The organism is Streptomyces sp. NBC_01460 (genome assembly GCF_036227405.1).
Lineage (GTDB): Bacteria > Actinomycetota > Actinomycetes > Streptomycetales > Streptomycetaceae > Streptomyces.
In genome coordinates, this window is sequence record NZ_CP109473.1 from 4,546,610 (window position 1) to 4,569,463 (window position 22,854).

Sequence of the window (22,854 nt, forward strand, 5' to 3'; positions counted from 1 at the left end):
CATCATGTGCGGGGACCGCGGGGGTGGTGCATGTGGCCGGTCGGCGGCCGTCACGGCAGGAAGTGAACCAGCGGCGCGCGCGTACGGGGTTCGTGGGGCGCCGCAACGAGCTGGCGGTCTTCCGGGAGACCTTCGCCAGGGATCCCGAGGAGGCGGACTTCCCGTTCCTCTTCCATGTGCGCGGCAACGGGGGCGTGGGCAAGTCGACCCTCGTGCGGCAGTGGGAGGCCACCGCCCGCGAGCAGGCCTCCGTCGTCACCGCGTACGTGGACGACGACGTGCACGACGCGATCGAGGCGATGGAGGCGGTCAGCGTCCGGCTCGGCCGGCAGGGGCATCCGCTCAGGAAGTTCGACAAGCAGCTGTCCACCTACCGTCAGCGCAGGCACCAGGCCGACAGCGCGGCCTCCGCCCCGCAGCCCGAGGGCGGTGAGCCGGGAGCGGTGGCGGCCGTGGCGTCGCCGTCCAGCACGGTCGCGGCCCAGGTGGGCCTGGCCGGGCTGGGAGCGCTGGTCCCCGGGGCGGGGCTGTTCACCGGGGCCGTCGACCCGCAGCAGGTGGCGCGGGGCGCGGACCGGGTGCGGGCGATGCTCAACACGCGTCTGCGCAGCCACGACGACGTGCAGCTGGTGATGAACCCGCTCGTGGGTCTCGCCCCTGTCTTCCTCGACGACCTGGCCGACGTCGCTGAGCGGTGCGAGCGGGTGGTGCTGTTCTTCGACGTCTACGAGAGGACCGGGCCGGTCCTCGACCACTGGCTGCGGACCATCGTCTTCGGGGAGGAGTACGGCAGCCTGCCCGTCAACGTGCAGATCGTGCTGGCCGGGCAGCTGCGTCTGGACACCCGGGTCTGGGGCGACCGGCTGGGCCAGGTCACCGAGGTGTGCCTGGAGGTCTTCTCCGAGGAGGAGGCCCGCACCCTCCTCTCCACCCACGGCGTCACCGACGAACCCGGCATCGAGCTGGTGCTCCGCCTTTCGGGCCGGCTGCCGCTGCTCGTCGACATGCTGGCCCGGAGCGATCCGGGCGCGGGCGCGGCCATGGGCGATCCCTCCGAGACCGCGGTCGAGCGCTTCCTCAAGTGGGAGCAGGCCCCTGAGCGGCGCGAGGCCGCCATGGCCTGTGCACTCCCGCTGCAGCTCGACGAGGACATCTACCGGGCGGTCGTCCCGGAGGCGGCAGCCGAGGGCTACGCGTGGCTGCGCGGTCTGGCCTTCGTCTCTCCCCAGGCGGGCCGCTGCCGCTACCACGACGTCGTACGCGCCGCGATGCTGCGCCTCCGGCGGACCCGGTCACCGGTCCGCTGGCAGGAGGCGCACACGCGGCTGGCCGAGCTGTTCGCGCGGCGGCGGCGCGCGGTGGAGGCGGACCTGGGTGCCGACCCCGAAGACCTCTGGAAGGAGGCCGCCTGGCGGGAGCACCGGCTGAACGAGACGTATCACCGGCTGTGCGCGCATCCGCGAACGGCCCTTCCCGACGCGCTCTTCCAGAGTGCCTCCGCCGTCGGTGTCGACATCGCCACGTTGCGCCGCTGGGCGCAGATCCTCGGCGGTGCGGGCCGCGACACCGATGCCGCGGCCCTCATCTCGTGGGGTGACCGCCTGGAGGCCGCGGCGGAACAGGAGCAGCCGGGGGCGGTCGTGCTGACCCTCCTGCTGGACGCATCCGAACTCGACGCCCGGGGGAGGGCTGTGGCGTACACCGTCCGGGCCGAGGAGCACCGGCACGTGGGCGACAACGAGAGCGCGCTGGCGGACTGCGAGGCTGCTGTCGCCCTCGCGCCGGACATGGCGCGCCCCCGTGCCGGGCTGGGGGAGACGTACCGCGTGATGGGCCGTTACGAGGAAGCGGTCGCCGAGTGCACCCGCGCGGTGGAGATCGACCCGGGGTACGTCCTGGCGTACGGCAGCCGGGGCGACGCCTACCGGAACCTGGGGCGCCACGAAGAGGCCTTCGCGGATTTCGCCCGTGCCATCGAGATCGACCGGCGGTACGCGTGGGCGTACGGCAGCCGGGCGCGGGTGTACGAGGCTCTGGAGCGGTACGAGGAGGCCTTGGCCGACTACGACCGGGCCATCGGCATCGATCCGCTCTACGAGTGGGCCATCGGGAGCCGGGCCCAGCTCCATGAGCGGATGGGCCGCTACGAGGAGGCGCTCGCCGGTTACAGCCGGGCCGTCGAGATCGATCCGCAGTACGCGTGGGCGTACGGCAGCCGGGCGCGGGCGTACGAGGCCCTGGATCGGCGGGAGGAGGCGCTCGCCGACTACGACCGGGCCATCGGCATCGATCCGCTCTACGAGTGGGCCGTCGGGAGCCGGGCGGAGCTCCATGAGCGGATGGGCCGGCACGAGGAGGCGCTCGCCGGTTACAGCCGGGCCGTCGAGATCGATCCGCAGTACGCGTGGGCGTACGGCAGCCGGGCGCAGGTGTACGAGGCCCTGGATCGGCGGGAGGAGGCGCTCGCCGACTACGACCGGGCGGTCGAGATCGATCCGCGGTACGCGTGGGCGCTCGCGCGCCGTGCACGCGTCGAGCAGGCCATGGGACGGTACGAGGAGGCCCTCGCCGACTACACGCGGGCCGCCGAGACCCGGCCGGAGTCCGCGTGGTGGCCCTTGGACGGCCGTGCGCAGGTGCAGGTGGCGCTCGGCCGGTACGAGGAGGCCCTGGCCGACTACACGCGGGCCCTCGGTCTCAGGCCCGGGTACGACGTGGCGGCCACCCACCGTGGCGAGCTGTACGAGAGGCTCGGGCGGTACGAGGAGGCGCTCGCCGACTTCACCCGGGCCGTCGAGATCGATCCGGCCTCCGACTGGGCGCTCAACGGCCGTACCCGGACCTTCCTGCGCATGGGCAGGTACGAGGAGGCGCTCGCCGACTGCGCGAGGGCCGACGGGATCGATCCGGGGGACGGCTGGAACCAGATGCTGCACGGCATCGTGCTGCGTGCGGCCGGTGACCCCCAGGACGCGCAGGCGTACTTCGCGCGCGCCCTGCGGATCTTCACCGCCGCCCGCACGACGGACGGCGGTGAGGACGTGGACGCGCACCAGGGCCTGCTCGTGCTGCACTGCGCCCTGCTCGAAGGAGACCGGGCAGCCGCCCGGTGCGGCGCGCTGGTCGCTCTCGGGCCGGATCAGCGGCAGCTGAGGGACACGCTCGACGACCTCGCGTTCCTCCGTGAGGTCTTCCCGGAGGCCGGGCAGGTCATCGGGACGGTGGTGCGGCGCCTGCGGGAGGCGCTCTAGGCCTCCGGCTCCCCGAGGTGTTCCCGCGCGTCGGTGCGGGCCCGGTCGCGGGAGCGTCTGGCGGCGCCCGACCAGCCGCAGCTGCAGCGTGCCAGGCAGAAAGAGCCTCGTTCGACGGTCGTGGTGGTGTGTCCCGGAGAGGGGCTCCGGACGGGGGAGTCCGAGGGGTCCTGATGCACGCGTCCACGGTACCGGGGGCGCCGTACGGCGGTCGGCGAGTGGGCCGATCGGCTGTCGTGAGGGGGGCCGTGGCGTGACGGGGCGCCCCGGCCGTCGTTAGGCGGGACGGGCGGGAGCTCGGCCAGGTGTACGTCGTTGGGGGTTGGCAGGCGATGGTGGTGCGACAGCAGAGGTCCGGAGGCGGGGCACTGGCTGTGTGTGCCCTGGCCGTCGCCGGCGTGATGACGGTGGGCAGCGGATGCTCCGGGCCGGGCGGCGCCGGTGCCGACGGGACGGGCGAGCGCGCGGTCTCCCGGGCCGGCCCGGCAGCCTCCCCGGCCTCCGTGGTCCGGCGGGCGGCCGAGGCGCTGACCGCCGCCGGCAGCGCCGAGACGCGTACGTCGATGGAGACCGCGGCGGGCGGGACCCGGGTGACGATCAGGGGCCAGGGGGCGTACGACTTCCGCAGGCAGCTGGGCCGGATCAAGGTCCTCCTCCCGAAGGACGCCGCCGGCGCCGAGGACCACCGGCCGATCACGGAGCTGCTGGCCCCCGGGGCGCTGTACATGAAGAACCGCGGGGCCGGGGTGCCGGACGACAAGTGGGTGCGGATCGACACGACGACCCTGGAGGACGGCAATCTCGTCACCGGCGGTGTGACGGACCCGACGGCCGCCGCCGAGCTCCTGCGGGGCGCGGGCAGGGTGACGTACGTCGGACGGACGGAACTGGCCGGGGTGCCGGTCCGGCACTACCGGGGGACGGCGGACCTGGGCCGGGCGGCGCGGGAGGCCTCGCCGTCCTCGCGGGGGGCGCTGACCGCCGCGGCGAAAGGGTTCAGCACGGACTCCGTGCCCTTCGACGCCTATCTGGACGACGAGGGCCTGCTGCGGAAGGTGCGTCACCGCTTCACCTTCGCGACCGAGGGCCCGCCGGTGGCGGTGGTGTCGACGATGCTGCTGTACGGCTTCGGGGCGCCGGTCGCGGTGGAGCTGCCACCCGACGCGGACATCTACACGGGCCGGGTCCAGCAGGGCCGGAGTGGCCCGGAAGCGCCGTAGGGAGGGGGCCGAAATGGTCCTTCCGTGCCATGCGCGGTGCGTGCCGCGCTCCCTACGCTAGGGAGTCGGTGCGCCAGCGGGTCGGCGACAGCAGAGAGAGGTGACGCAGGTGGTGACGCTCAGCGCTCCGAACGCTCAGGACTGTGTGGCCCTCGCCGAGATCGAACTGTGCGGCGAGCTCATGATCGCGGCGGCCGACGCGCTGGAGGACCGGCTCAGTCCCGACCGGATCGACGAGGTGCTCAACGTCAGGGTGGACCGCGCCGAGCCGGCGCCGACGATTCCCCGGCAGGTCCGCCACCGGGGATGACCTCTCCCCTCCCCGGCCGCCGTCACGTACGCAGGAGGCGGGCGATCGCCTTGGTGGCCTCCTCGACCTTCGCGTCGATCTCCTCACCGCCCTTGAGCGCGGCATCCGCGACACAGTGGCGCAGGTGCTCCTCCAGCAGCTGGAGCGCGAAGGACTGCAGGGCCTTGGTGGAGGCCGACACCTGCGTGAGTATGTCGATGCAGTAGACGTCCTCGTCGACCATCCGCTGGAGACCGCGGATCTGGCCCTCGATGCGGCGCAGGCGCTTGAGGTGCTCGTCCTTCTGGTGGTGATACCCGTGGATACCGCGGTCGTGGTCGGTGACGACTGCGTCCGGACCGGCTGCGTCGGTGGCCTCGGTGGTGGTCATGGGGTCCTCCGTTGTCCTCGTGGCCTGCGGTGAGCGTGCCGTTCTGTTCCGTCTGTATACCCCTGGCGGGTATATCGTAACGAATCCAGCCGAAACGTGACCGGGGGGCCGTGCTGATCACTGTGCCCGATGGGCGACACTGAATGACGCCGGTTAGCCGTGGCCGGATGATGCGCCTAGCATCAGCCTGACCGAATCCAAAGCACCCCGAGGACCCCACGTGCGCTTTCGTCTGACCCCCAGGGAGACGAGCTTCTACGACATGTTTTCCGCTTCCGCGGACAACATCGTCACGGGCTCGAAGCTCCTCATGGAACTGCTCGGGGCGGATTCTGCCTCCCGAGTCGAGATCGCGGAGCGTATGCGGGCAGCGGAGCACGCGGGGGACGATGCCACCCACGCGATCTTCCACCAGCTGAACTCCTCCTTCATCACGCCGTTCGACCGCGAGGACATCTACAACCTCGCGTCGTCGCTCGACGACATCATGGACTTCATGGAGGAGGCCGTCGACCTGGTCGTGCTGTACCAGATCGAGGAGCTCCCGAAGGGTGTCGAGCAGCAGATCGAGGTCCTGGCCAGGGCGGCGGAACTGACCGCCGAGGCCATGCCGAGTCTGCGGACCATGGACAACCTCACCGAGTACTGGATCGAGGTCAACCGTCTGGAGAACCAGGCCGACCAGATCCACCGCAAGCTGCTGGCCCAGCTCTTCAACGGCAAGTACGACGCCATGGACGTGCTGAAGCTGAAGCAGATCGTGGACGTGCTGGAAGAGGCGGCTGACGCGTTCGAGCACGTCGCCAACACGGTGGAGACCATCGCGGTCAAGGAGTCCTGAACCTCGTGGACACCTTTGCGCTGATCGTGACCATCGGTGTCGCGCTCGGCTTCACGTATACGAACGGCTTCCACGACTCGGCGAACGCCATCGCCACCTCGGTCTCCACCCGGGCGCTGACCCCGCGTGCGGCTCTGGCGATGGCCGCTGTGATGAACCTCGCGGGCGCCTTCCTGGGCCAGGGGGTCGCCAAGACCGTCAGCGAAGGCCTGATCGCCACGCCCGAGGGCCAGAAGGGGATGGGCATCCTCTTCGCGGCGCTGGTCGGCGCGATCATCTGGAACCTGGTCACCTGGTACTACGGCCTGCCGTCCTCGTCCTCGCACGCCCTGTTCGGCGGCATGGTCGGCGCGGCGCTGGCCGGCGGGACGATGGTGCACTGGGACGGGGTGCTCGAGAAGATCGTCATCCCGATGTTCCTGTCGCCGGTCATCGGCCTGGTCGTCGGCTATCTGGTGATGGTCGCGATCATGTGGATATTCAGGAAGTCCAACCCTCACAAGGCCAAGCGCGGCTTCCGTATCGCGCAGACGGTCTCCGCGGCGGGCATGGCGCTCGGCCACGGTCTGCAGGACGCCCAGAAGACGATGGGCATCGTGGTCATGGCCCTGGTCATCGCCGACGTCGAGGGTCCGAACGACGAGATCCCGGTGTGGGTGAAGATCGCCTGTGCGGCGATGCTCTCCCTCGGCACGTACGCGGGCGGCTGGCGCATCATGCGCACGCTCGGCCGCAAGATCATCGAGCTGGACCCGCCGCAGGGCTTCGCGGCCGAGACGACCGGCGCGTCGATCATGTTCGGTTCGGCGTTCCTCTTCCACGCACCGATCTCCACGACGCACGTGATCACCTCGGCGATCATGGGTGTCGGCGCCACGAAGCGGGTGAACGCCGTGCGGTGGGGCGTCGCCAAGAACATCATCCTGGGCTGGTTCATCACGATGCCGGCCGCGGCGCTGATGGCCGCGCTGAGCTACGGCATCGTCGTGCTGCTCTTCGGCTGACGGTCCGCTCCCCCTCGACATGGGTCCGCCCCCGCTCTCCTGCTGTGGAGAGCGGGGGCGGACCCTTTCGCCTTGTGGTGGCACCGCCATGCAGCACCGCAAGGCCGTCTGTGGTTATCCGAAGCGGCCCGAGATGTAGTCCTCGGTCGCCTGCACCGACGGGTTGGAGAAGATCCGCTCGGTGTCGTCGATCTCGATCAGCCGGCCGGGCTTGCCCACCGCCGCGAGGTTGAAGAAGGCCGTACGGTCCGAGACGCGCGCCGCCTGCTGCATGTTGTGCGTCACGATGACGATCGTGAAGCGCTCCTTCAGCTCGCCGATCAGGTCCTCGATGGCGAGGGTCGAGATCGGGTCGAGCGCCGAGCAGGGCTCGTCCATGAGCAGCACCTGCGGCTCGACCGCGATCGCGCGGGCGATGCAGAGGCGCTGCTGCTGGCCGCCGGAGAGGCCGGAGCCCGGCTTGTTCAGGCGGTCCTTGACCTCGTTCCAGAGGTTGGCGCCCCTGAGGGACTTCTCGACGATGTCCGACAGCTGGCTCTTGCGGTACGAGCCGTTCAGCCGCAGGCCCGCCGCGACGTTGTCGAAGATCGACATGGTCGGGAAGGGGTTCGGGCGCTGGAAGACCATGCCGACGGTGCGGCGCACGGTGACGGGGTCGACGCCGGAGCCGTACAGGTTCTCGTCGTCCAGCAGCACCTTGCCCTCGACGCGGCCGCCGGGGGTGACCTCGTGCATGCGGTTCAGGGTGCGCAGGAAGGTGGACTTGCCGCAGCCGGACGGGCCGATGAAGGCGGTCACGGAGCGGGGTTCCACGGTCATCGAGATGTCCTCGATGGCCCTGTGGGAGCCGTAGTAGGCGGTGAGGCCGCCGATGTCGATGCGCTTGGCCATGTGAATCACTGCTTCTTTCGGGAGGTCGCTGATGGCCGCGTCAGCGACCGGTCTTCGGGGCCTTCCAGCGGGCGATGCCGCGGGCCACGAGATTGAGGATCATGACGAAGGCGATCAGCACCAGGGCGGCGGCCCAGGCCCGGTCGTAGGAGGCGGCCTCGCCGACCTTGTACTGCTCGTAGATGTAGAAGGGCAGCGAGGACTGGGCGCCTTCGAAGGGGTTCGTGTTGATCAGCTGGCTGCCGAAGACCAGCAGGATGATCGGTGCGGTCTCGCCGGCGATGCGCGCGATGGCGAGCATGACGCCGGTGGTGATGCCACCGATCGCGGTGGGCAGGACCACCTTCAGGATCGTGCGCCACTTCGGGATGCCGAGCGCGAGGGAGGCCTCGCGGAGCTCGTTGGGGACGAGCTTGAGCATCTCCTCGGTGGAACGGACCACGACCGGGAGCATCAGGATGGTCAGGGCGAGCGCGCCCATCAGGCCGGACGGTTCGATGCTCGCGATCAGCATGATCGACAGGATGAAGAGACCGGCCACGATGGACGGGATGCCCGTCATGACGTCGACGAAGAAGGTGACGGCCTTGGCGAGCGCGCCCTTGCCGTACTCGACGAGGTAGACGGCGGTCAGCAGTCCGAGCGGGGCGGAGATCACGGTGGCGATCCCGACCTGCTCCAGGGTGCCGATCAGCGCGTGGTAGACACCGCCGCTGTCCTCGGAGCCGAGGACCCCGGCCATCGAGTGCGTGAGGAAGTAGCCGTCGAGGCGCTCGGAGCCGCGGCTGACCGTGGTCCAGAGCAGCGAGGCGAGCGGGACGACGGCGGCCAGGAAGCAGACCCAGACGATGCTGGTGGCGAGGCGGTCCTTGGCCTGGCGCTGGTTCTCGACCACGGTCGTGGCGACGTACGAGAGGGCCAGGAAGAGCAGGGCGGAGATCAGGCCCCACTGGACGCGGCTCTGCCAGCCGGCCGCCAGGGAGATCCCGACGCCGAGCGCGACCGCCACGACGGCGAAGCCGAGCGGGGCCCAGCGGGGCAGGCTCCGGCTGCTGAGGCCGGTCCCGCCGGGTTCCGGCGAGGTCCGCGGACGCCTGTCCTGGATGTCTGTGGTGGTGGCGTGGCTCATGCGTTGGCCCCCGAGTACTCCTTGCGGCGGGCGATGATGAGCCGGGCCGCGCCGTTGACCAGCAGGGTGAGGACGAAGAGGACGAGGCCAGAGGCGATCAGGGCGTCACGCCCGAACGCGTCGGCCTCGCCGAACTTCGCCGCGATGTTCTGGGCGAAGGTCCCGCCGCCCGGATTGAGCACGTGCAGCGAGATGAGGAAGCTCGGCGACAGCACCGTGGCGACGGCCATCGTCTCGCCGAGCGCCCGGCCGAGGCCCAGCATCGAGGCCGAGATGATCCCGGAGCGGCCGAAGGGCAGGACCGAGAGGCGGATGACCTCCCAGCGGGTGGCCCCGAGGGCGAGCGCCGCTTCCTCGTTCATCTTCGGGACCTGGAGGAAGACCTCGCGGCTGACGCTGGTCACGATCGGCAGGATCATGATCGCGAGCAGGACGCCGACGGTGAAGAGCGAGCGGGCGACGCCGATCTCGGTCTTCTCGAAGAGGTAGGTCCATCCGAAGAACTGGTCGAGCCAGAGGTTCAGGCCCTCGAGGTACGGGACGAGGACCAGGGCGCCCCAGATGCCGTAGACGATGCTGGGCACCGCGGCGAGGAGGTCGACCACGTAGGCGACCGGGGCGGCCAGCTTGCGCGGCGCGTAGTGCGAGATGAAGAGGGCGATGCCGACAGCGATCGGAACCGCGATGACCATCGCGATGATCGAGCTGACGACGGTGCCGAAGAGCAGGACCGCGATGCCGAAGACCGGCGGGTCACCCGCCGGGTTCCAGTCGAAGGTGGTGAGGAAGTTGCCCTCGTCCTTCGATATCGCGATCACGGCGCGGTAGCTGAGGAACACGGCGATCGACGCCATGAGCACGAGCAGCAGGATGCCCGAGCCGCGCGAGAGGCCCAGGAAGATCTTGTCGCCGGCGCGCCCGGTGGCCTTGGGGCGGCCGCGCGTGGCCGGCGGAGCCGGTGGGATGTCGAGCGGTGTGGTGGAAGCCATGGTCTTTCCGGTCTGTGTGGGGGAGCGGCTGGCTCCCCTGGCGGCGGTGCACCGGATGGGTCGGGCGGGTGGGGGCCGGTCCGGAGGGGTGCGCCGGACCGGCCCGCCTGTGCGTGTCGTGCGGTGGGGCTACTTGAGACCGGCGACGGTCTCGCGGACCTTGGCGTTGATCGCCTCGGGGATCGGGGCGTAGCCGGCCTCGGTGAGGACCTTCTGGCCCTCGGCGGAGGAGGTGTAGGTCAGGAAGGACTTGACCGAACCGAGGGTCTCGGCCTTGTTGCCGGTGTCGCAGACGACCTCGTAGGTCACCAGGACGATCGGGTAGGCGCCCTCGGCCTTGGTGGTGTAGTCGAGGTCGAGCGCCAGGTCCTTGCCGGTGCCCTTGACCTTGGCGGCGGCGATGGCCTTGGAGGCGTTCTCCGAGGTGGCCTCGACCGGGGCGGCGCCGCCCGTGGCGATGTCGACGGTGGTGATGTCCTGCGAGGCGGCGTAGGAGAGCTCGAAGTAGCCGATGGCGCCGTCGACGGCCTTCACCTGGGTGGCGACACCGGAGGACTGGGACGCGGCCTGGCCACCGGGGGCCGGCCACTTTTTCTCGGCCTCGTACTTCCAGTCGGCCGGGGCCGCGGCGTTCAGGTACTTGCCGAGGTTCTGCGTGGTGCCGGAGTCCTCGGAGCGGTGGAAGGGCTGGATCGCCTTGTCCGGCAGCTTGACGCCGTCGTTGAGCTTGGCGATCGCCGGGTCGTTCCACTTCTTGATCTTGGTGTCGAAGATCTTGGCGAGCGTGGGGGCGTCCAGCGTGAGCTTGTCGACGCCCTCCAGGTGGAAGCCGATCGCGATCGGGCCGCCGACCATGGGCAGGTTGATGCCCTGGCCGGTCTTGCAGATCTTCTTCGACTCGGCGACCTCTTCGGGCTTCAGGGCGGAGTCCGAGCCGGCGAAGCCGACGGTGCCCTGGTTGAACGCGACGATGCCCTCGCCGGAGGAGGAGGAGCTGTAGTTGATCTCCACACCGGAACAGGCGGCCATGTAGTTCTTGACCCAGAGGTCCATCGCGTTCTTCTGGGCACTGGACCCGGAAGCGCGCAGCTGGCCCTCGGCGCCGTCGCACGCGATGTCCGACGCGGCGGCCGTCGTCTTGCCGCCCTCCACGTCGGTGCCGGTGTTGTCGTCCGAACCGCACGCCGTGAGGACCAGGGCGCCGGAGACGGCGAGGGCACCGAGCGCGGTGGCACGAAGCCGGTTCTTGCGCTGAAGCTTCACTTTCGGGGTGTTCCTTCCAGGAGCCGCCGCGGCTGGTGGGGTCGAGGCGGCGTGCGATGAGGAGTGGTGCGTGGCGTCGTGCCGTGCACCTGGTACGTCCGAAATTAGGCAGAACAGGTGAAGCGCCCTACGGGGGAGAGTGAACGGCAGGTGAACCGTGCCGGGCGGGCTGGTTCCGCTGGTAGAGCGGCCGGGCCGGTGCCTCGGATCGCGGGGCATGGCGGATCGCCGGGGCCTCGGATCGCCGGGGCATGGAGGATCGCGGGCCGGTCCCGTACGGCCGGGGGCCTCGGACGCCAGGCCGGGCCCGTGCGGCCAGGGGCCTCAGACGCCGGGCCGGGCCCCGTGCAGGAAGGCGTCCAGCTGGACGCGGTCGCCCGGGCGGCTCAGGCGGGCGCGGGCCTCCTCGGGGGAGAGCCAGGCCAGCCGGTCGACCTCGTCGTTGGGCTGAAAAGCGCCGTCGGCCGCCTCCGCGGCCCAGTAGCTGACCTCTTTGGGCCGCCCGTTGGCCATGTACAGGGCCGTCGGCAGCGCGGCGCCCGGCACACAGCGGTGGCCCGTCTCCTCCAGGACCTCGCGCAGGGCGGCCTCCAGCGCCGTCTCCCCGCGCTTCAGCTTTCCTTTGGGAAAGGACCAGTCGTCGTAACGGGGCCGGTGGACCAGGCAGATCTCCGGACCGGCGCCGTCCGGGGAGCGGCGCCAGAGCACGCAGCCCGCCGCGAGCACGAGGTCGCTCATGGCGCGGTCACGGCCGCCGCGTACGGCCAGGTCTCCCGGAACACGCCGCGCGCCGCCTCGACCTCGTGGCGCTGGTCGGCGTGGAGCACCCCGAGGGCGTACGCCGTCGCCGGGGCGATGCGCGGCGTGCGGGCCGCCGAGGCCGCCGCCGCGGCGGCCTCCGCCGCGTCGCGGTGCAGGTCCAGCGCGTGCCGCGGCCCGGCCAGGGCCGGATCGGGGGCGCCCCGCAGCGTCTCGTGGGCGTACCGGTGCAGCCGGAGCAGGAGGCGGGCCTGGTGCCAGAGGGCGTCGTGGGCCTCGTTGTACGGCTCCATCGCCTCGTCGGGCGGGAGCGCGGCCACCGCGTCCAGCATCCGCTGCCCGGCCAGCTCCGCCGGGGCGTGCAGGACCCTTTCCGCGGGCTCCGCGGCCGCGGGGGACAGGGGGACCTCCGAGGCGAGCAGGGCGACGGCGTCGGCGACGGCGTGGAAGCGGGAGGAGCCCAGTGCCTGGAGCGCCGCCGAGTGGGCCCGGGTCCGGGCGAGGGTCAGCCGGCGCTCCAGGAGGGCCCCGGCCCGGGCCGCGCCGACGCCGAGTGCCGCCCGCTCCTTGTCGCTCTCGGTCCGGACCTCTCCCGGGGCGGGGCGTGCCTGCGGGAGCGAGGCGCCGGAGAGCTGGTGCAGGGCCTCCAGCAGCCGCCCGAGCCGGGTGGCGTAGGCGTGCTCGCGGGCCAGGGTCCCGGAGAGCCAGGCCAGCTCGGTGCGGAGCTGGTCGGCCCAGGCGGGTTCGAGCGCTCCCCGGAAGGTGTGCAGCGTGCCGCTGATCCTGCGGGCCGCGTGGCGGAGCGCGCGGGCGGCCTCGTCGGCGGTCTGCGTGCCGGAGTCCGCGGAGGCGCTGTGCTCGCGGTGCGTCCGCAGGCCCCTCAGGAAGCAGGCGGCCTGTTCGCGCAGGTAGGGCGCGAGGACCGCTTCCGCGGAGAGGGTCGTCGTCTGGTGGTCAGGGCGTCGCACGCCGGCGCCTCCGGGCGTCAATGAGCATCTCTTGTACGTGCCTCAGCGGCTGCCCGTCCGCGTCCGTGGAGTGCCGGGTCCAGTTTCCGTCGGGGCCCAGGTGCCAGGAGGAGGTGGTGTCGGACATCCCTGTTTCCAGGAGCCTGCTGAGGGCGGCGCGATGCGCGGGGTCGGTGACGCGGACCAGTGCTTCGATCCGGCGGTCGAGGTTGCGGTGCATCATGTCGGCGCTGCCGAACCACACTTCGGGCTCGCCGCCGTTGCCGAAGGCGAAGACCCGCGAGTGTTCGAGGAAGCGGCCCAGTATCGAGCGGACCCGGACGTTCTCGGAGAGGCCGCTGACGCCGGGGCGGATCGCGCAGATGCCGCGCACCCAGATGTCGATGGGCACACCGGCCTGCCCGGCCCGGTAGCAGGCGTCGATGACCGCTTCGTCGACCATCGAGTTGACCTTGATGCGGACGTAGGCGGGGCGGCCCGCGCGGTGGTGGGTGATCTCCTTGTTGATGCGGGCGATCAGTCCGTCGCGCAGGGACTTCGGGGCGACCAGCAGCCGGCGGTAGGTCTCGCGGCGGGAGTAGCCGGAGAGCCGGTTGAAGAGGTCGGAGAGGTCCGCGCCGACCTGCGGGTCGGCGGTCAGCAGGCCGAGGTCCTCGTAGAGCCGTGCCGTCTTGGGGTGGTAGTTGCCGGTGCCGACGTGGGAGTAGCGGCGCAGCGTGTCGCCCTCCTGGCGGACCACGAGCGACAGCTTGCAGTGCGTCTTGAGGCCGACGAGGCCGTAGACGACGTGGCAGCCGGACTCCTCCAGCTTGCGGGCCCACTTGATGTTGGCCTGCTCGTCGAAGCGTGCCTTGATCTCGACGAGGACGAGGACCTGCTTGCCGGATTCGGCCGCGTCGATCAGGGCGTCCACTATCGGCGAGTCGCCCGACGTCCGGTACAGGGTCTGCTTGATGGCGAGGACGTCCGGGTCGCCCGCCGCCTGCTCCAGGAAGGCCTGGACGGAGGTCGAGAAGGAGTCGTACGGGTGGTGCAGCAGCACGTCGCGCTCGCGCAGGGCGGCGAATATGTCGGGCGCGGAGGCGGACTCGACCTCGGCGAGGTCACGGTGGGTGCCGGCGATGAACTTGGGGTACTTCAGCTCGGGCCGGTCCAGCGAGGCGATGCCGAAGAGCCCGGTGAGGTCGAGCGGGCCCGGCAGCGGGTAGAGCTCGGTCTCGGAGATCTTCAGCTCGCGGACCAGCAGGTCCAGGACGTACGGGTCGATGGACTCCTCGACCTCCAGGCGGACCGGCGGGCCGAAGCGGCGCCGCATGAGCTCCTTCTCCAGGGCCTGGAGGAGGTTCTCGGCGTCGTCCTCCTCGACCTCCAGGTCCTCGTTCCTGGTGACCCGGAACATGTGGTGGGCGAGGACCTCCATGCCGGGGAAGAGCTCTTCGAGGTGTGCCGCGATGATGTCCTCTATGGGGACGTAACGCTGCGGGGACGCCTCCAGGAAGCGGGTGAGCAGCGGCGGGACCTTGACGCGGGCGAAGTGGCGGTGGCCGCTGACGGGGTTGCGCACGACGACCGCGAGGTTCAGCGACAGCCCGGAGATGTACGGGAACGGGTGCGCGGGGTCGACGGCCAGCGGGGTCAGCACGGGGAAGACCCGCTGCCGGAAGAAGGTGAAGAGGCGGGCCTGTTCCTTCTCGGTCAGCTCGGGCCAGCGGACCAGCTGGATGCCCTCGTCGGACAGGGCGGGCGCGACGTCCTGCTGGTAGCAGGCGGCGTGCCGGGCCATGAGCTCGCGGGAGCGGGTCCAGATCAGATCGAGGACTTCGCGGGGCTGCAGCCCGGAGGCGGACCGGGTGGCGACACCGGTCGCGATACGGCGCTTGAGGCCGGCGACCCGGACCATGAAGAACTCGTCCAGGTTCGACGCGAAGATGGCGAGGAAATTAGCCCGTTCGAGTAGGGGGGTGGCCGGGTCCTCGGCCAGTTCCAGAACGCGTTCGTTGAACGCGAGCCAGCTGCGCTCCCGGTCGAGGAACCGGCCCTGGGGCAGTTCGTCGCCGTCCGACTCGGGCTCGTACGCGTCCGGGTCGTTGTCCAGGTCGGGATCCAGGTCGGCGGCTGTGGACAGACCTGCGGGCACCGAGCCCGCGACGGCGTGCGGCCGGTGGGCGGCGAGGGAGCCGACCGACGGCTGGGCGGGCTGGACCGGGACCTCGGAGCTGGGCTGCTGGCTCATGGACCTATTCTTCCGCGCGTTCGGCTCCTCAGGCGCGTCGGAGCCGAGAAAGATCGCGGAAGAATCCGGAGCGGTCCCCGGGCCGGGGCCACTCCCGTTGCGGGGGGCGGGCAGAGCTGGCTGCATCCCGTGAGGGTCGCAAGCCCGTCTGAATGGCCGGTAACGATGACATGACGTACAGGAAGCGGTGTGACTGCGGTGACGTCCCTGTCTCACCGTGGGTGAACCCCCTGCCCGGACTCCCCTGTGGCCCGGGCAGGGGCGATCGGTCAGCCGTGGAGGCGGCGCAGGACGCGGAAGGCGACCGCGAGGGCCACGGCGGCGAGGACGAGCAGGATGCCCGTCTCGACGAGCTGGAGGGGCCAGAAATGGGAGGCGGGGTGGTAGTCGAGGTAGTGGCTGGTGACGTCGTGGTCGGCCATGCACCGGGCGTAGTCGGTCGCGGAAGCGCCCGACGCGCACACGTCCTGCGGCAGCCGTTCGCCTGCGCCGGTGATGTGGCCCGTCTCCACCCACCACATGCCTTCCTTGGCATTCAGGGTTGTGCCGCTGACCGTGCGAGAGGGCCACAGCTCCGCGCGCCAGTAGGTGAAGAACGTGACGGCCGCGCCGGTGACGAACGCCGAAACGGTCAGTGCGGGGATGACGCGGCGTATCAGCAGGGCCGTGAGCGCTCCGACGGCCGTACCGAACATGACGTGGGCGAGGGGGAGGACTCCCGAACCACTGAAGGTATAGGCGTCGTGCCAGTGGACCGGGTAGGGGGTGTCCCCGTAGGACCGGGCCCGGGCGAGCACGGCTGTCACCACGGCTGTGACAGCCAGCAGCAGCATGGTGGGAACCGCGAGCTTGGCAACCAGCCAGCGTGTGGGCGACACCGACTGGGTCCAGGCCATTCTGAAGGTGCCGCTCTCCAGCTCCCTGGCGATCAACGGGCCGGCGACGAAGGCACTGAAGAGCACGGGCAGGACAGTCAGGCCCGAGGCGACGTAGTCGAACATGCGACGGTACGTGACCATGCTGTCCAGGTAGTTGCGGGTCGTCTGATCGCATGCGCGGCCTGCGCCGCCGTCCACCCGGCAGTCGGTCGCCTCGAACACCTCGGCGACGTGTGACGACCGCAGGGCCAGGGCGATCATGCCGATGACCGCGGCCAGGGCGATCCCACCTGCGATCCACAGCGTCCACCGGTGCTGCCGCACCCCGACCCGTGCGGGACCGCGCAGCGAGGGGCGTACGGGCGTGAGCGTGCTCATACCGCCGCCACCTCCTCGCGGGCGTACGAGGCGCTCGGCGTCAGCAGAGGCGGGGCCTCCGGTGAGCGCAGGTGCGCCAGCAGCAGCTCCTCCAGCGAGGGGTCCGTGACGTCCCAGGCGGCCTGGTCCACCGGCCCCTCCTTCCGTACCAGCGCGGTCATCTGACGTCCCGTCGTGCGGGATTCGACGACCGTGTGCGGGGCGAGGTCGCGGACCTGGCCGGTGAGTACGGCGTGCGCGGCGACGATGTCGTCGCTCTCGCCGCCGAGCCTCACCCGGCCACCGTCGACGAGCAGGAGGTAGTCGCAGGCGCCCTCCAGCTCGGTGAGGATGTGCGAGGACATCACGATGGTGGTCCCGTGTTCGGCGGCCTCGGCCATGAGGACGCCCATCAGCTGGTGCCTGGCGAGCGGGTCGAGATCCGCCATCGGCTCGTCCAGCAGCATGAGTTCGGGCCGCTTGCCGAGCGCGAGCGCCAGGGCGAGCCGGGTGCGCTGGCCGCCCGAGAGGGTGCGTACCTTCGCGTCCTGCGGCAGCGGGCCGGCGATCCGGTCGGCGGCCGCGCGGTCCCAGCCGGCGGGGTTGAGCTGCGCCCCCGCCCACAGGGTGTCGGCCACGGTGAGCTGCGGGTACAGCGGCTTGTCCTGCGCGACGTACGCGACGCGGGGGCGGGCCTCGGCCGGCGTGGTGCCGAGCACCCGCACCGACCCCTCGGCGGGCCGGAGCAGTCCGGCCGTCAGGGCGAGCAGCGTGGACTTGCCCGCGCCGTTGGGCCCGACGAGGGCGCATATCCGTCCGGCGGGCAGCCGGAACGAGCAGGAGCGCAGCGCCCACCCCCGCTTCCGCCCGTAGGTCATCCCGAGGCCGTCCGCCTCGATCACGGCGTCTGTCATGCGTGCTGGTCCCCCTCGAACGTGCTGTCCAGTACATCGGTGAAGAGCGCGCTCACGTCGTCCTTGTCCAGTCCGGCGGCGCGGGCCCTGCGGGTCCACTCCGTGAGCTCGGCGCGCAGCGGCGGGTCGGTGGTGACCGCCGCGCTGCCGAGGGTGCGGCGGACGAAGGTGCCCAGGCCGCGGCGGGCCTCGACGAGGCCTTCGCGTTCCAGTTCGCGGTAGGCCTTGAGCACGGTGTTGGGATTGATGGCCGTGGCCTCGACCACCTCGCGGGCCGTGGGCAGCCGGTCGCCCGGCTCCAGCACACCGAGGCGGAGCGCCTGCTTGGTCTGCTGCACGATCTGGAGGTAGGTGGCGACGCCGCTGCGCCGGTCGATGCGGAATTCGACCGCTGCGGACTCTGCCATGTTCACCACCCTTTCACTAATTGAGTAGTGAAAGGGTGGCGCAAGGGGAGGGTCGCGTCAAGTGGGCTGGTTCACCCGGTCGTTGCGATGACCTCGATCCCCCACGACCACATGACGGGCTGACAGGAACTTCAAGGGTTCTTCATCACCTCCGTCCTACGGTCGGCCTGCCCACCGCTTCCGCGGCAGGGCCCGACGGGCGAGCGGGAGAACGATGAGGACGAACTGGGTGGTGCTGGCTGCGGCGGCCTCCGTCATGGCCTTCACGCTGACCGGCTGCGGCGGCGACGACGGGGGCGCCGAGGTCCCGACGGCCGGAGGCGGCGACACGTCGGCCTCGGCCCCGGGGACGGGTGGCCAGAGCGGCGGGGACGATGTGGCGGCGTACGTGACCGCCCAGCGCGCGTACGTGAAGTGCCTGCGGGAGAACGGCGTCGACGCGCCGGACCCGGATGCCAAGGGGAACATCGACTTCGGCGGCGGCGACCAGGCGCGCGCCATGAAGAAGGACCAGAAGTTCAGGACCGCCACGGAGAAGTGCGCCGAGTACCAGGCCGCTGTCCCCGAGAGCGTGGAGAAGGGCAATCAGCCCAAGCTCTCCGCCGAGCAGATCAAGGTCAAGCGCGAGTACGCCGAGTGCATGCGGGAGAACGGCGCCGCCGACTTCCCCGACCCCGGCCCCGACGGTCTCGGGCAGGGCGAGTGGGACCAGACCTCGGCCGGCGGGAAGCGTGCCGCCCGTATCTGCGGACCGATCGTCGGAGTCCCCGAGAACCCGGGCAAGGGCAAGGGCTGATCATGTCGGAGACGGTGACGCACCTCGATGACGATCCCGGGGTGGCCCGCGCGCCGCGCGGCGGACGGGGGAGGCGCACGGCGCTGATCGTCTCCGCCCTGGTCGTCGTGGCGGCCGTCGCCGTGGTCGGTGCTCTGGGGCTCGGAGGTGGCGGGGACGAAGGGGCGGACGCACCGCCCAGGTCCGGCTCGACCGTCGCGGTCACCCGGGCGACGCTGACCGAACGCACCTCGGTGGACGGAGAGCTGGGGTACGGCGCCGAGATCCCCCTGCCGGTCAAGGCGACGGGCACCGTGACCTGGCTGCCCGCGTCGGGAGCGTCGGTGGAGCGCGGCGAGACCCTTCTGCGCGTCGACGACCGCCCTACGGTGCTCCTGTACGGGGCGCTGCCCATGTACCGGGAGCTCGGGCTGCCCGTGGCCCCGTCCGCCTCGGGGGCCGAGTCAGGGGAGTCCGGGGAGTCGGGCGCGCCGCGGTCCGACGGCAAGGGCCCCGTGCCCTCCGGCTCGACGGCACCGGAGGGCACGGACACCGGAGGGGCGGGAGGCGGGACCGACGCCACCGGGCCGGTGAAGGGCATGGACGTGATGCAGTTCGAGACCAATCTCGCGGCACTCGGCTACACCGGCTTCACCGTGGACGAGACGTTCACCACGGGGACCGCCGGGGCGGTCGAACGCTGGCAGAAGTCGCTCGGGCTGCCCCGGACCGGCAGGGTCGGCGTCGGGGACGTCATCTACTCCGCCGGGAAGGTACGGATCGGCCGGCCGGGCGTCCGCCTGGGCGCGGCCGTCGGCGAGGACGCTCTCACGTACACCGGTACGGCCCGCAAGGTCGTCGTCGACGCCTCCGCGGCGGACGCCGCCTGGGCGGTACGGGGTGCGGCCGTCACGATCCGGCTGCCCGACGAGACCCCGGTGAAGGGCGAGGTGGCGTCGGTGGGCCGCCAGGCGACGGCGCCCGAGGGCGGCGGCGGTGAGGGCGGATCGGGCGAGGGCGAGGCAACCATGCCGGTGACCGTCACCATCAAGGACCAAGGCGCCGTGGGGAAGTGGGAGAGCGGCCCTGTCACCGTCGAGTACGTGGGGCGTGAGGTGAAGGACGTGCTGACCGTCCCGGTCGCCGCCCTGGTCGCGCTCGCGGAGGGCGGCCATGGCCTGGAGACGGCGGACGGCGCGTTCGTCGCGGTGCGGACCGGGCTGTTCGCGGACGGCGACGTGGAAGTGAGCGGGCCGGCTGTCCGCGAGGGACTGAAGGTGAGGATTCCGGAGTGAGCGGCGAGTCCTCGGCCGTCGTGGAATTCGACGCCGTCTCCAAGACGTACCCGGGGGGAGTGGCCGCGGTGAGTGACGTGAGCCTGCGGATCGGGCACGGTGAGCTGATCGCCGTGGTCGGGCCGTCGGGCTCCGGGAAGTCCAGCGTGCTGAATCTGATGGGCAGCCTGGACCGGCCGTCCTCGGGCCGTGTCCTGGTCGACGGCCACGACGTGGCGAAGCTGTCCGACCGCGAGGTCTCCGCGCTGCGGGCCACCCGGATCGGTTTCGTCTTCCAGCAGTTCCATCTGGCGGTCGGTGTCCCGGTGCTCGACGCGGTGGGGGACGGCCTGCTGTACGCCGGGGTCCCGCTGCGCCGCCGTCGGGCCAGGGCCGCGGCCGCGCTGGCCCGGGTCGGGCTCAGCCACCGTGTGCACCATCTGCCGAACCAGCTCTCCGGCGGCGAGCGGCAGCGGGTCGCGGTCGCCCGCGCGGTCATCGGGGAGCCGGCGGTCCTCCTGGCGGACGAACCGACCGGAAATCTCGACTCCGCGTCAGGAGCGGCCGTGCTGAACCTGCTCCGCGAACTGCACGCGGCCGGCACCACGGTCGTCGTGATCACCCATGACCGTGAGATCGCGGCCGAGCTCCCCCGCCGTATCGAGATGCGCGACGGGCGGCTGATCAGCGACATCACGCGGAGCACGGTGATCGGAGAACCCCGGTGACGGACAGCACGACGAACTCCCCGGCGGGGACGGAGCCCACGGTCCGCCGGCCGCATCCCGGGCCCTCGCCCGGCCGTGCCCGCAGGCGGTCGCGCCTGCGGCCCGCACGGCTCGGACCCGCCGATGTCGTACGGCTCGGGGGCACAGGTCTGCGGACGCGGCCCGTACGCGTCTTCCTGTCGGCCCTCGGCATCGCGATCGGGGTCGCCGCGATGATCGCGGTCGTCGGCATCTCGGGCTCCGGACAGGCCGAGGTCGACCGCCGGCTCGACGCGCTCGGTACCAACCTCCTGCGGGTCGCCCCCGGTGAGTCCCTCGCGGGCGAGAAGGCCGAACTGCCGTACGAAGCGGTGGCGATGGTCCGCCGGATCCCGCCGGTGCGGCAGGTCGCCGCGACCGGGGTGACCAGCGCGCACATCTACCGTAACGAGCGCATCGCCATCGGCCGCACCGGCTCCCTGAACGTCCTTGCCGCCGGTGCCGAGCTCCTTCCCGCCGTCGGCGGTCACGTCCGCAGGGGCCGCTGGCTGGATTCCGCCACGGAGCGGTACCCGGCGGTCGTACTCGGAGCCACGGCCGCCCAGCGGCTGGACGTGTACACGCCGGGAACCAGGGTCTGGATCGGAGGCCGCTGGTTCTCCCTCGTCGGCGTCCTCGATCCTGTGCCACTCGCGCCCGAGCTCGACAGCGCGGCTCTGGTCGGCTGGCCGGCGGCGCGCACCTATCTCCGCTTCGACGGCCATCCGTCCACGGTCTACGTCCGGGCCGAGGACAGCCAGGTCGCGGCGGTCCGGGGGGTGCTCCCGGCCACGGCCTATCCCGAGAAGCCGGGTGAGGTGCGGATCTCGCGGCCCTCCGACGCACTCGCGGCCCGCGAGGCCACGGAGTCGGCACTGACCGGCCTGCTCCTGGGTCTCGGTGGGGTCGCCCTGCTGGTCGGCGGGGTCGGCGTGGGCAACACCATGGTCATCTCGGTCCTGGAGCGGAGGCCGGAGATCGGGCTGCGCCGCGCGCTCGGCGCGACCAGGGGGCAGATCCGCACCCAGTTCGTGATGGAGTCGCTGCTGCTGTCGCTCATCGGCGGTCTCGCCGGAACGGTACTGGGGACGCTGATCACGTCGGGGTACGCCCTCAGCCGCGACTGGCCGACGGTCGTCCCCGCCTGGGCGAGCGCGGCGGGCATCGGCTCGACCCTGGTCATCGGCATGGTGGCCGGGTTGTATCCGGCGGTCCGGGCGAGCAGGCTGTCGCCGACGGAGGCGCTGGCCGGCACATGAGCACCCGACATGCGGAGGGGCTCCCGAGCGCGCTGCTCCCCGGACGGGGAGGCGGCGTCGAGCCGGCGGCCGGGACGGCCGGAGGGGAAGGGAAGCGGATGGCAGACCCATTGCGGCAGGGGGCGGGGGCGGAGTCCGTCACCCCATGCTCCGGTACGGCCCAGGGGCGGCCCCGGCCGTGGCCGCCCCTGGTTCCTCGTCACTTCGGCGCGTACTCCGGCGCCTGCTTCCGCGCGTACGTCCACGCGCACTTCGGCGCGCCGAGCGCCACTGTCACGTCGGTCGAGGTGCGCCCGTCGACTTGGCGCGCCTCGGCCTCCGGCGTACTAGATCCCGCAGCTCACGAAGCTGCCGCCGTCGCTCAGCAGGTCGTCCCGGATCCAGCCGGTGACACCGGTGGCGTCGTTCCGCACGAACGTCCAGGTGTAGCCGTCGTTGCCGAGGGTGTAACAGTGGTAGTCCAGCGCCTGCGTGTTGTAGGCGACGCCCTTGACGGCACAGCCGGTGCTGGAGCCGCTGCGCTCGTTGGCCCCGTTGGCCGTCTTGCCCCAGGAGCCGCCGTCCGCGTCCGCGACGGACTTGCCGCACGCGGCGTGGGCGGCGGCCGGGGTGGAGAGGGACAGCGGGACCGCCACGGCGACGGCCGCGAGTGCGGGAACGATCGCCGCTATCTTGAGCTTCTTCATTCTGAATCCCCCAGTTCATTTCTTCGGCGCTGCACACGAATGCCCGAAGGCACATGAGTGAGAGCAGCGGCCTCTGCGTCGGCAGGGACGCGGTGGCACCAGAACGATCGTCCGCGTGAACATGTGAAGAAATAATTCCGCCCGCGAATGACTGGTTCTGGTTCATGGTGGGCCGGAAATCTCGGGAACGAAAATCCGCCATTTCCCGGTGGATACGTGGCCGTATTCACCGGTACCCGCAATTCCGCGATCATGGAAATGCCGCCCGGGCGCCCGTGGTCCGTGCCGTTCGACCGAAGGAGACAGGGTGAGCGCACGCGCATCGAGGGC

At 71.3% G+C, this 22,854-nt stretch carries 21 protein-coding genes; 9 read left to right on the top strand and 12 right to left on the bottom strand.

What is annotated here, in order from left to right; all coding sequences use genetic code 11:
• Window positions 1-62: 62 nt before the first annotated feature.
• The 3 genes from OG488_RS20295 (at window position 63) to OG488_RS20310 (ending at window position 4,781) form a co-directional block, all read left to right on the top strand.
• Window positions 63-3,251 carry a tetratricopeptide repeat protein gene (locus OG488_RS20295; RefSeq protein WP_329231160.1) on the top strand — a complete coding sequence of 1,063 codons (3,189 nt, stop codon included), beginning with the start codon at window positions 63-65 and terminating at the stop codon, window positions 3,249-3,251.
• A gap of 332 nt (window positions 3,252-3,583) precedes the next feature.
• Complete coding sequence (locus OG488_RS20305; RefSeq protein WP_329231163.1) at window positions 3,584-4,471, top strand: hypothetical protein; 888 nt, start codon at window positions 3,584-3,586, stop codon at window positions 4,469-4,471.
• A 100-nt stretch (window positions 4,472-4,571) separates the two neighbouring features.
• Window positions 4,572-4,781, top strand: a complete 210-nt coding sequence (locus OG488_RS20310) for a hypothetical protein (protein WP_329231165.1) — start codon at window positions 4,572-4,574, stop codon at window positions 4,779-4,781.
• A gap of 22 nt (window positions 4,782-4,803) precedes the next feature.
• Here OG488_RS20310 and OG488_RS20315 read toward each other — a convergent pair whose 3' ends face one another.
• Window positions 4,804-5,151 carry a metal-sensitive transcriptional regulator gene (locus OG488_RS20315; RefSeq protein ID WP_329231167.1) on the bottom strand — a complete coding sequence of 116 codons (348 nt, stop codon included), beginning with the start codon at window positions 5,149-5,151 and terminating at the stop codon, window positions 4,804-4,806.
• Between the two features lie 220 nt (window positions 5,152-5,371).
• On the opposite strand from OG488_RS20315, the gene OG488_RS20320 reads away from it, so the two are divergent.
• Window positions 5,372-5,992: a DUF47 domain-containing protein gene (locus OG488_RS20320; RefSeq protein WP_325751774.1), complete on the top strand. Its 621-nt coding sequence runs from the start codon at window positions 5,372-5,374 to the stop codon at window positions 5,990-5,992.
• Between the two features lie 5 nt (window positions 5,993-5,997).
• Complete coding sequence (locus OG488_RS20325) at window positions 5,998-6,996, top strand: inorganic phosphate transporter (RefSeq protein ID WP_329231171.1); 999 nt, start codon at window positions 5,998-6,000, stop codon at window positions 6,994-6,996.
• Between the two features lie 114 nt (window positions 6,997-7,110).
• Here the strand turns inward: OG488_RS20325 and pstB are convergent, their stop codons facing one another.
• From pstB to OG488_RS20375, 10 genes are all read right to left on the bottom strand, one after another.
• A complete protein-coding gene (gene pstB / locus OG488_RS20330) occupies window positions 7,111-7,887 on the bottom strand; it encodes a phosphate ABC transporter ATP-binding protein PstB (RefSeq protein WP_329231173.1) in 777 nt (258 codons plus the stop codon).
• A gap of 40 nt (window positions 7,888-7,927) precedes the next feature.
• A complete protein-coding gene (gene pstA, locus OG488_RS20335) occupies window positions 7,928-9,016 on the bottom strand; it encodes a phosphate ABC transporter permease PstA (RefSeq protein ID WP_329231175.1) in 1,089 nt (362 codons plus the stop codon).
• Complete coding sequence (pstC, locus tag OG488_RS20340; RefSeq protein WP_329231176.1) at window positions 9,013-10,005, bottom strand: phosphate ABC transporter permease subunit PstC; 993 nt, start codon at window positions 10,003-10,005, stop codon at window positions 9,013-9,015. The genes pstA and pstC overlap by 4 nt, the downstream gene beginning before the upstream one ends.
• A gap of 129 nt (window positions 10,006-10,134) precedes the next feature.
• On the bottom strand, window positions 10,135-11,268 hold the full coding sequence (gene pstS, locus OG488_RS20345; RefSeq protein WP_329231178.1) for a phosphate ABC transporter substrate-binding protein PstS: 1,134 nt from the start codon (window positions 11,266-11,268) through the stop codon (window positions 10,135-10,137).
• 324 nt (window positions 11,269-11,592) lie between these two features.
• A complete protein-coding gene (locus OG488_RS20350) occupies window positions 11,593-12,006 on the bottom strand; it encodes an NUDIX hydrolase (protein ID WP_329231179.1) in 414 nt (137 codons plus the stop codon).
• A complete protein-coding gene (locus OG488_RS20355; protein ID WP_329231180.1) occupies window positions 12,003-12,995 on the bottom strand; it encodes a CHAD domain-containing protein in 993 nt (330 codons plus the stop codon). Before OG488_RS20355 ends, OG488_RS20350 begins: the two co-directional genes overlap by 4 nt.
• Window positions 12,982-15,228: an RNA degradosome polyphosphate kinase gene (locus tag OG488_RS20360; protein WP_329231182.1), complete on the bottom strand. Its 2,247-nt coding sequence runs from the start codon at window positions 15,226-15,228 to the stop codon at window positions 12,982-12,984. Before OG488_RS20360 ends, OG488_RS20355 begins: the two co-directional genes overlap by 14 nt.
• 269 nt (window positions 15,229-15,497) lie before the next feature.
• Window positions 15,498-16,484, bottom strand: coding sequence for a hypothetical protein (locus tag OG488_RS20365; RefSeq protein WP_329231184.1), 987 nt, complete (start codon window positions 16,482-16,484; stop codon window positions 15,498-15,500).
• On the bottom strand, window positions 16,481-17,377 hold the full coding sequence (locus tag OG488_RS20370) for an ABC transporter ATP-binding protein (protein WP_329231185.1): 897 nt from the start codon (window positions 17,375-17,377) through the stop codon (window positions 16,481-16,483). The genes OG488_RS20365 and OG488_RS20370 overlap by 4 nt, the downstream gene beginning before the upstream one ends.
• Complete coding sequence (locus OG488_RS20375) at window positions 17,374-17,784, bottom strand: GntR family transcriptional regulator (RefSeq protein ID WP_329231187.1); 411 nt, start codon at window positions 17,782-17,784, stop codon at window positions 17,374-17,376. Before OG488_RS20375 ends, OG488_RS20370 begins: the two co-directional genes overlap by 4 nt.
• 214 nt (window positions 17,785-17,998) lie before the next feature.
• Here OG488_RS20375 and OG488_RS20380 point away from each other — a divergent pair, with 214 nt between their 5' ends.
• The 4 genes from OG488_RS20380 to OG488_RS20395 all read left to right on the top strand — a co-directional run bounded on the left by OG488_RS20380 (window position 17,999) and on the right by OG488_RS20395 (window position 21,838).
• On the top strand, window positions 17,999-18,580 hold the full coding sequence (locus tag OG488_RS20380) for a hypothetical protein (protein WP_329231188.1): 582 nt from the start codon (window positions 17,999-18,001) through the stop codon (window positions 18,578-18,580).
• A gap of 2 nt (window positions 18,581-18,582) precedes the next feature.
• Window positions 18,583-19,854 (top strand): peptidoglycan-binding domain-containing protein, encoded by a 1,272-nt coding sequence (locus tag OG488_RS20385; RefSeq protein ID WP_329231190.1) that lies wholly within the window; start codon window positions 18,583-18,585, stop codon window positions 19,852-19,854.
• Entirely contained in the window at window positions 19,851-20,561 is a 711-nt protein-coding gene (locus OG488_RS20390; protein WP_329231191.1) for an ABC transporter ATP-binding protein, read from the top strand. Before OG488_RS20385 ends, OG488_RS20390 begins: the two co-directional genes overlap by 4 nt.
• 95 nt (window positions 20,562-20,656) lie before the next feature.
• Complete coding sequence (locus OG488_RS20395) at window positions 20,657-21,838, top strand: ABC transporter permease (RefSeq protein WP_329238843.1); 1,182 nt, start codon at window positions 20,657-20,659, stop codon at window positions 21,836-21,838.
• Between the two features lie 326 nt (window positions 21,839-22,164).
• Here the strand turns inward: OG488_RS20395 and OG488_RS20400 are convergent, their stop codons facing one another.
• Window positions 22,165-22,524 (bottom strand): SH3 domain-containing protein, encoded by a 360-nt coding sequence (locus OG488_RS20400; protein WP_329231193.1) that lies wholly within the window; start codon window positions 22,522-22,524, stop codon window positions 22,165-22,167.
• Window positions 22,525-22,854 lie beyond the last annotated feature (330 nt).

Excerpts from the sequence above, each read along its gene's own strand:
- OG488_RS20305 (WP_329231163.1), top strand. The coding sequence starts at position 3,584 with ATGGTGGTGCGACAGCAGAGGTCCGGAGGCGGGGCACTGGCTGTGTGT.
- OG488_RS20315 (WP_329231167.1), bottom strand. The coding sequence starts at position 5,151 with ATGACCACCACCGAGGCCACCGACGCAGCCGGTCCGGACGCAGTCGTC.
- pstB (WP_329231173.1), bottom strand. The coding sequence starts at position 7,887 with ATGGCCAAGCGCATCGACATCGGCGGCCTCACCGCCTACTACGGCTCC.
- pstA (WP_329231175.1), bottom strand. The coding sequence starts at position 9,016 with ATGAGCCACGCCACCACCACAGACATCCAGGACAGGCGTCCGCGGACC.
- pstC (WP_329231176.1), bottom strand. The coding sequence starts at position 10,005 with ATGGCTTCCACCACACCGCTCGACATCCCACCGGCTCCGCCGGCCACG.
- OG488_RS20350 (WP_329231179.1), bottom strand. The coding sequence starts at position 12,006 with ATGAGCGACCTCGTGCTCGCGGCGGGCTGCGTGCTCTGGCGCCGCTCC.
- OG488_RS20360 (WP_329231182.1), bottom strand. The coding sequence starts at position 15,228 with ATGAGCCAGCAGCCCAGCTCCGAGGTCCCGGTCCAGCCCGCCCAGCCG.
- OG488_RS20365 (WP_329231184.1), bottom strand. The coding sequence starts at position 16,484 with ATGAGCACGCTCACGCCCGTACGCCCCTCGCTGCGCGGTCCCGCACGG.
- OG488_RS20370 (WP_329231185.1), bottom strand. The coding sequence starts at position 17,377 with ATGACAGACGCCGTGATCGAGGCGGACGGCCTCGGGATGACCTACGGG.
- OG488_RS20375 (WP_329231187.1), bottom strand. The coding sequence starts at position 17,784 with ATGGCAGAGTCCGCAGCGGTCGAATTCCGCATCGACCGGCGCAGCGGC.
- OG488_RS20380 (WP_329231188.1), top strand. The coding sequence starts at position 17,999 with ATGAGGACGAACTGGGTGGTGCTGGCTGCGGCGGCCTCCGTCATGGCC.
- OG488_RS20385 (WP_329231190.1), top strand. The coding sequence starts at position 18,583 with ATGTCGGAGACGGTGACGCACCTCGATGACGATCCCGGGGTGGCCCGC.
- OG488_RS20400 (WP_329231193.1), bottom strand. The coding sequence starts at position 22,524 with ATGAAGAAGCTCAAGATAGCGGCGATCGTTCCCGCACTCGCGGCCGTC.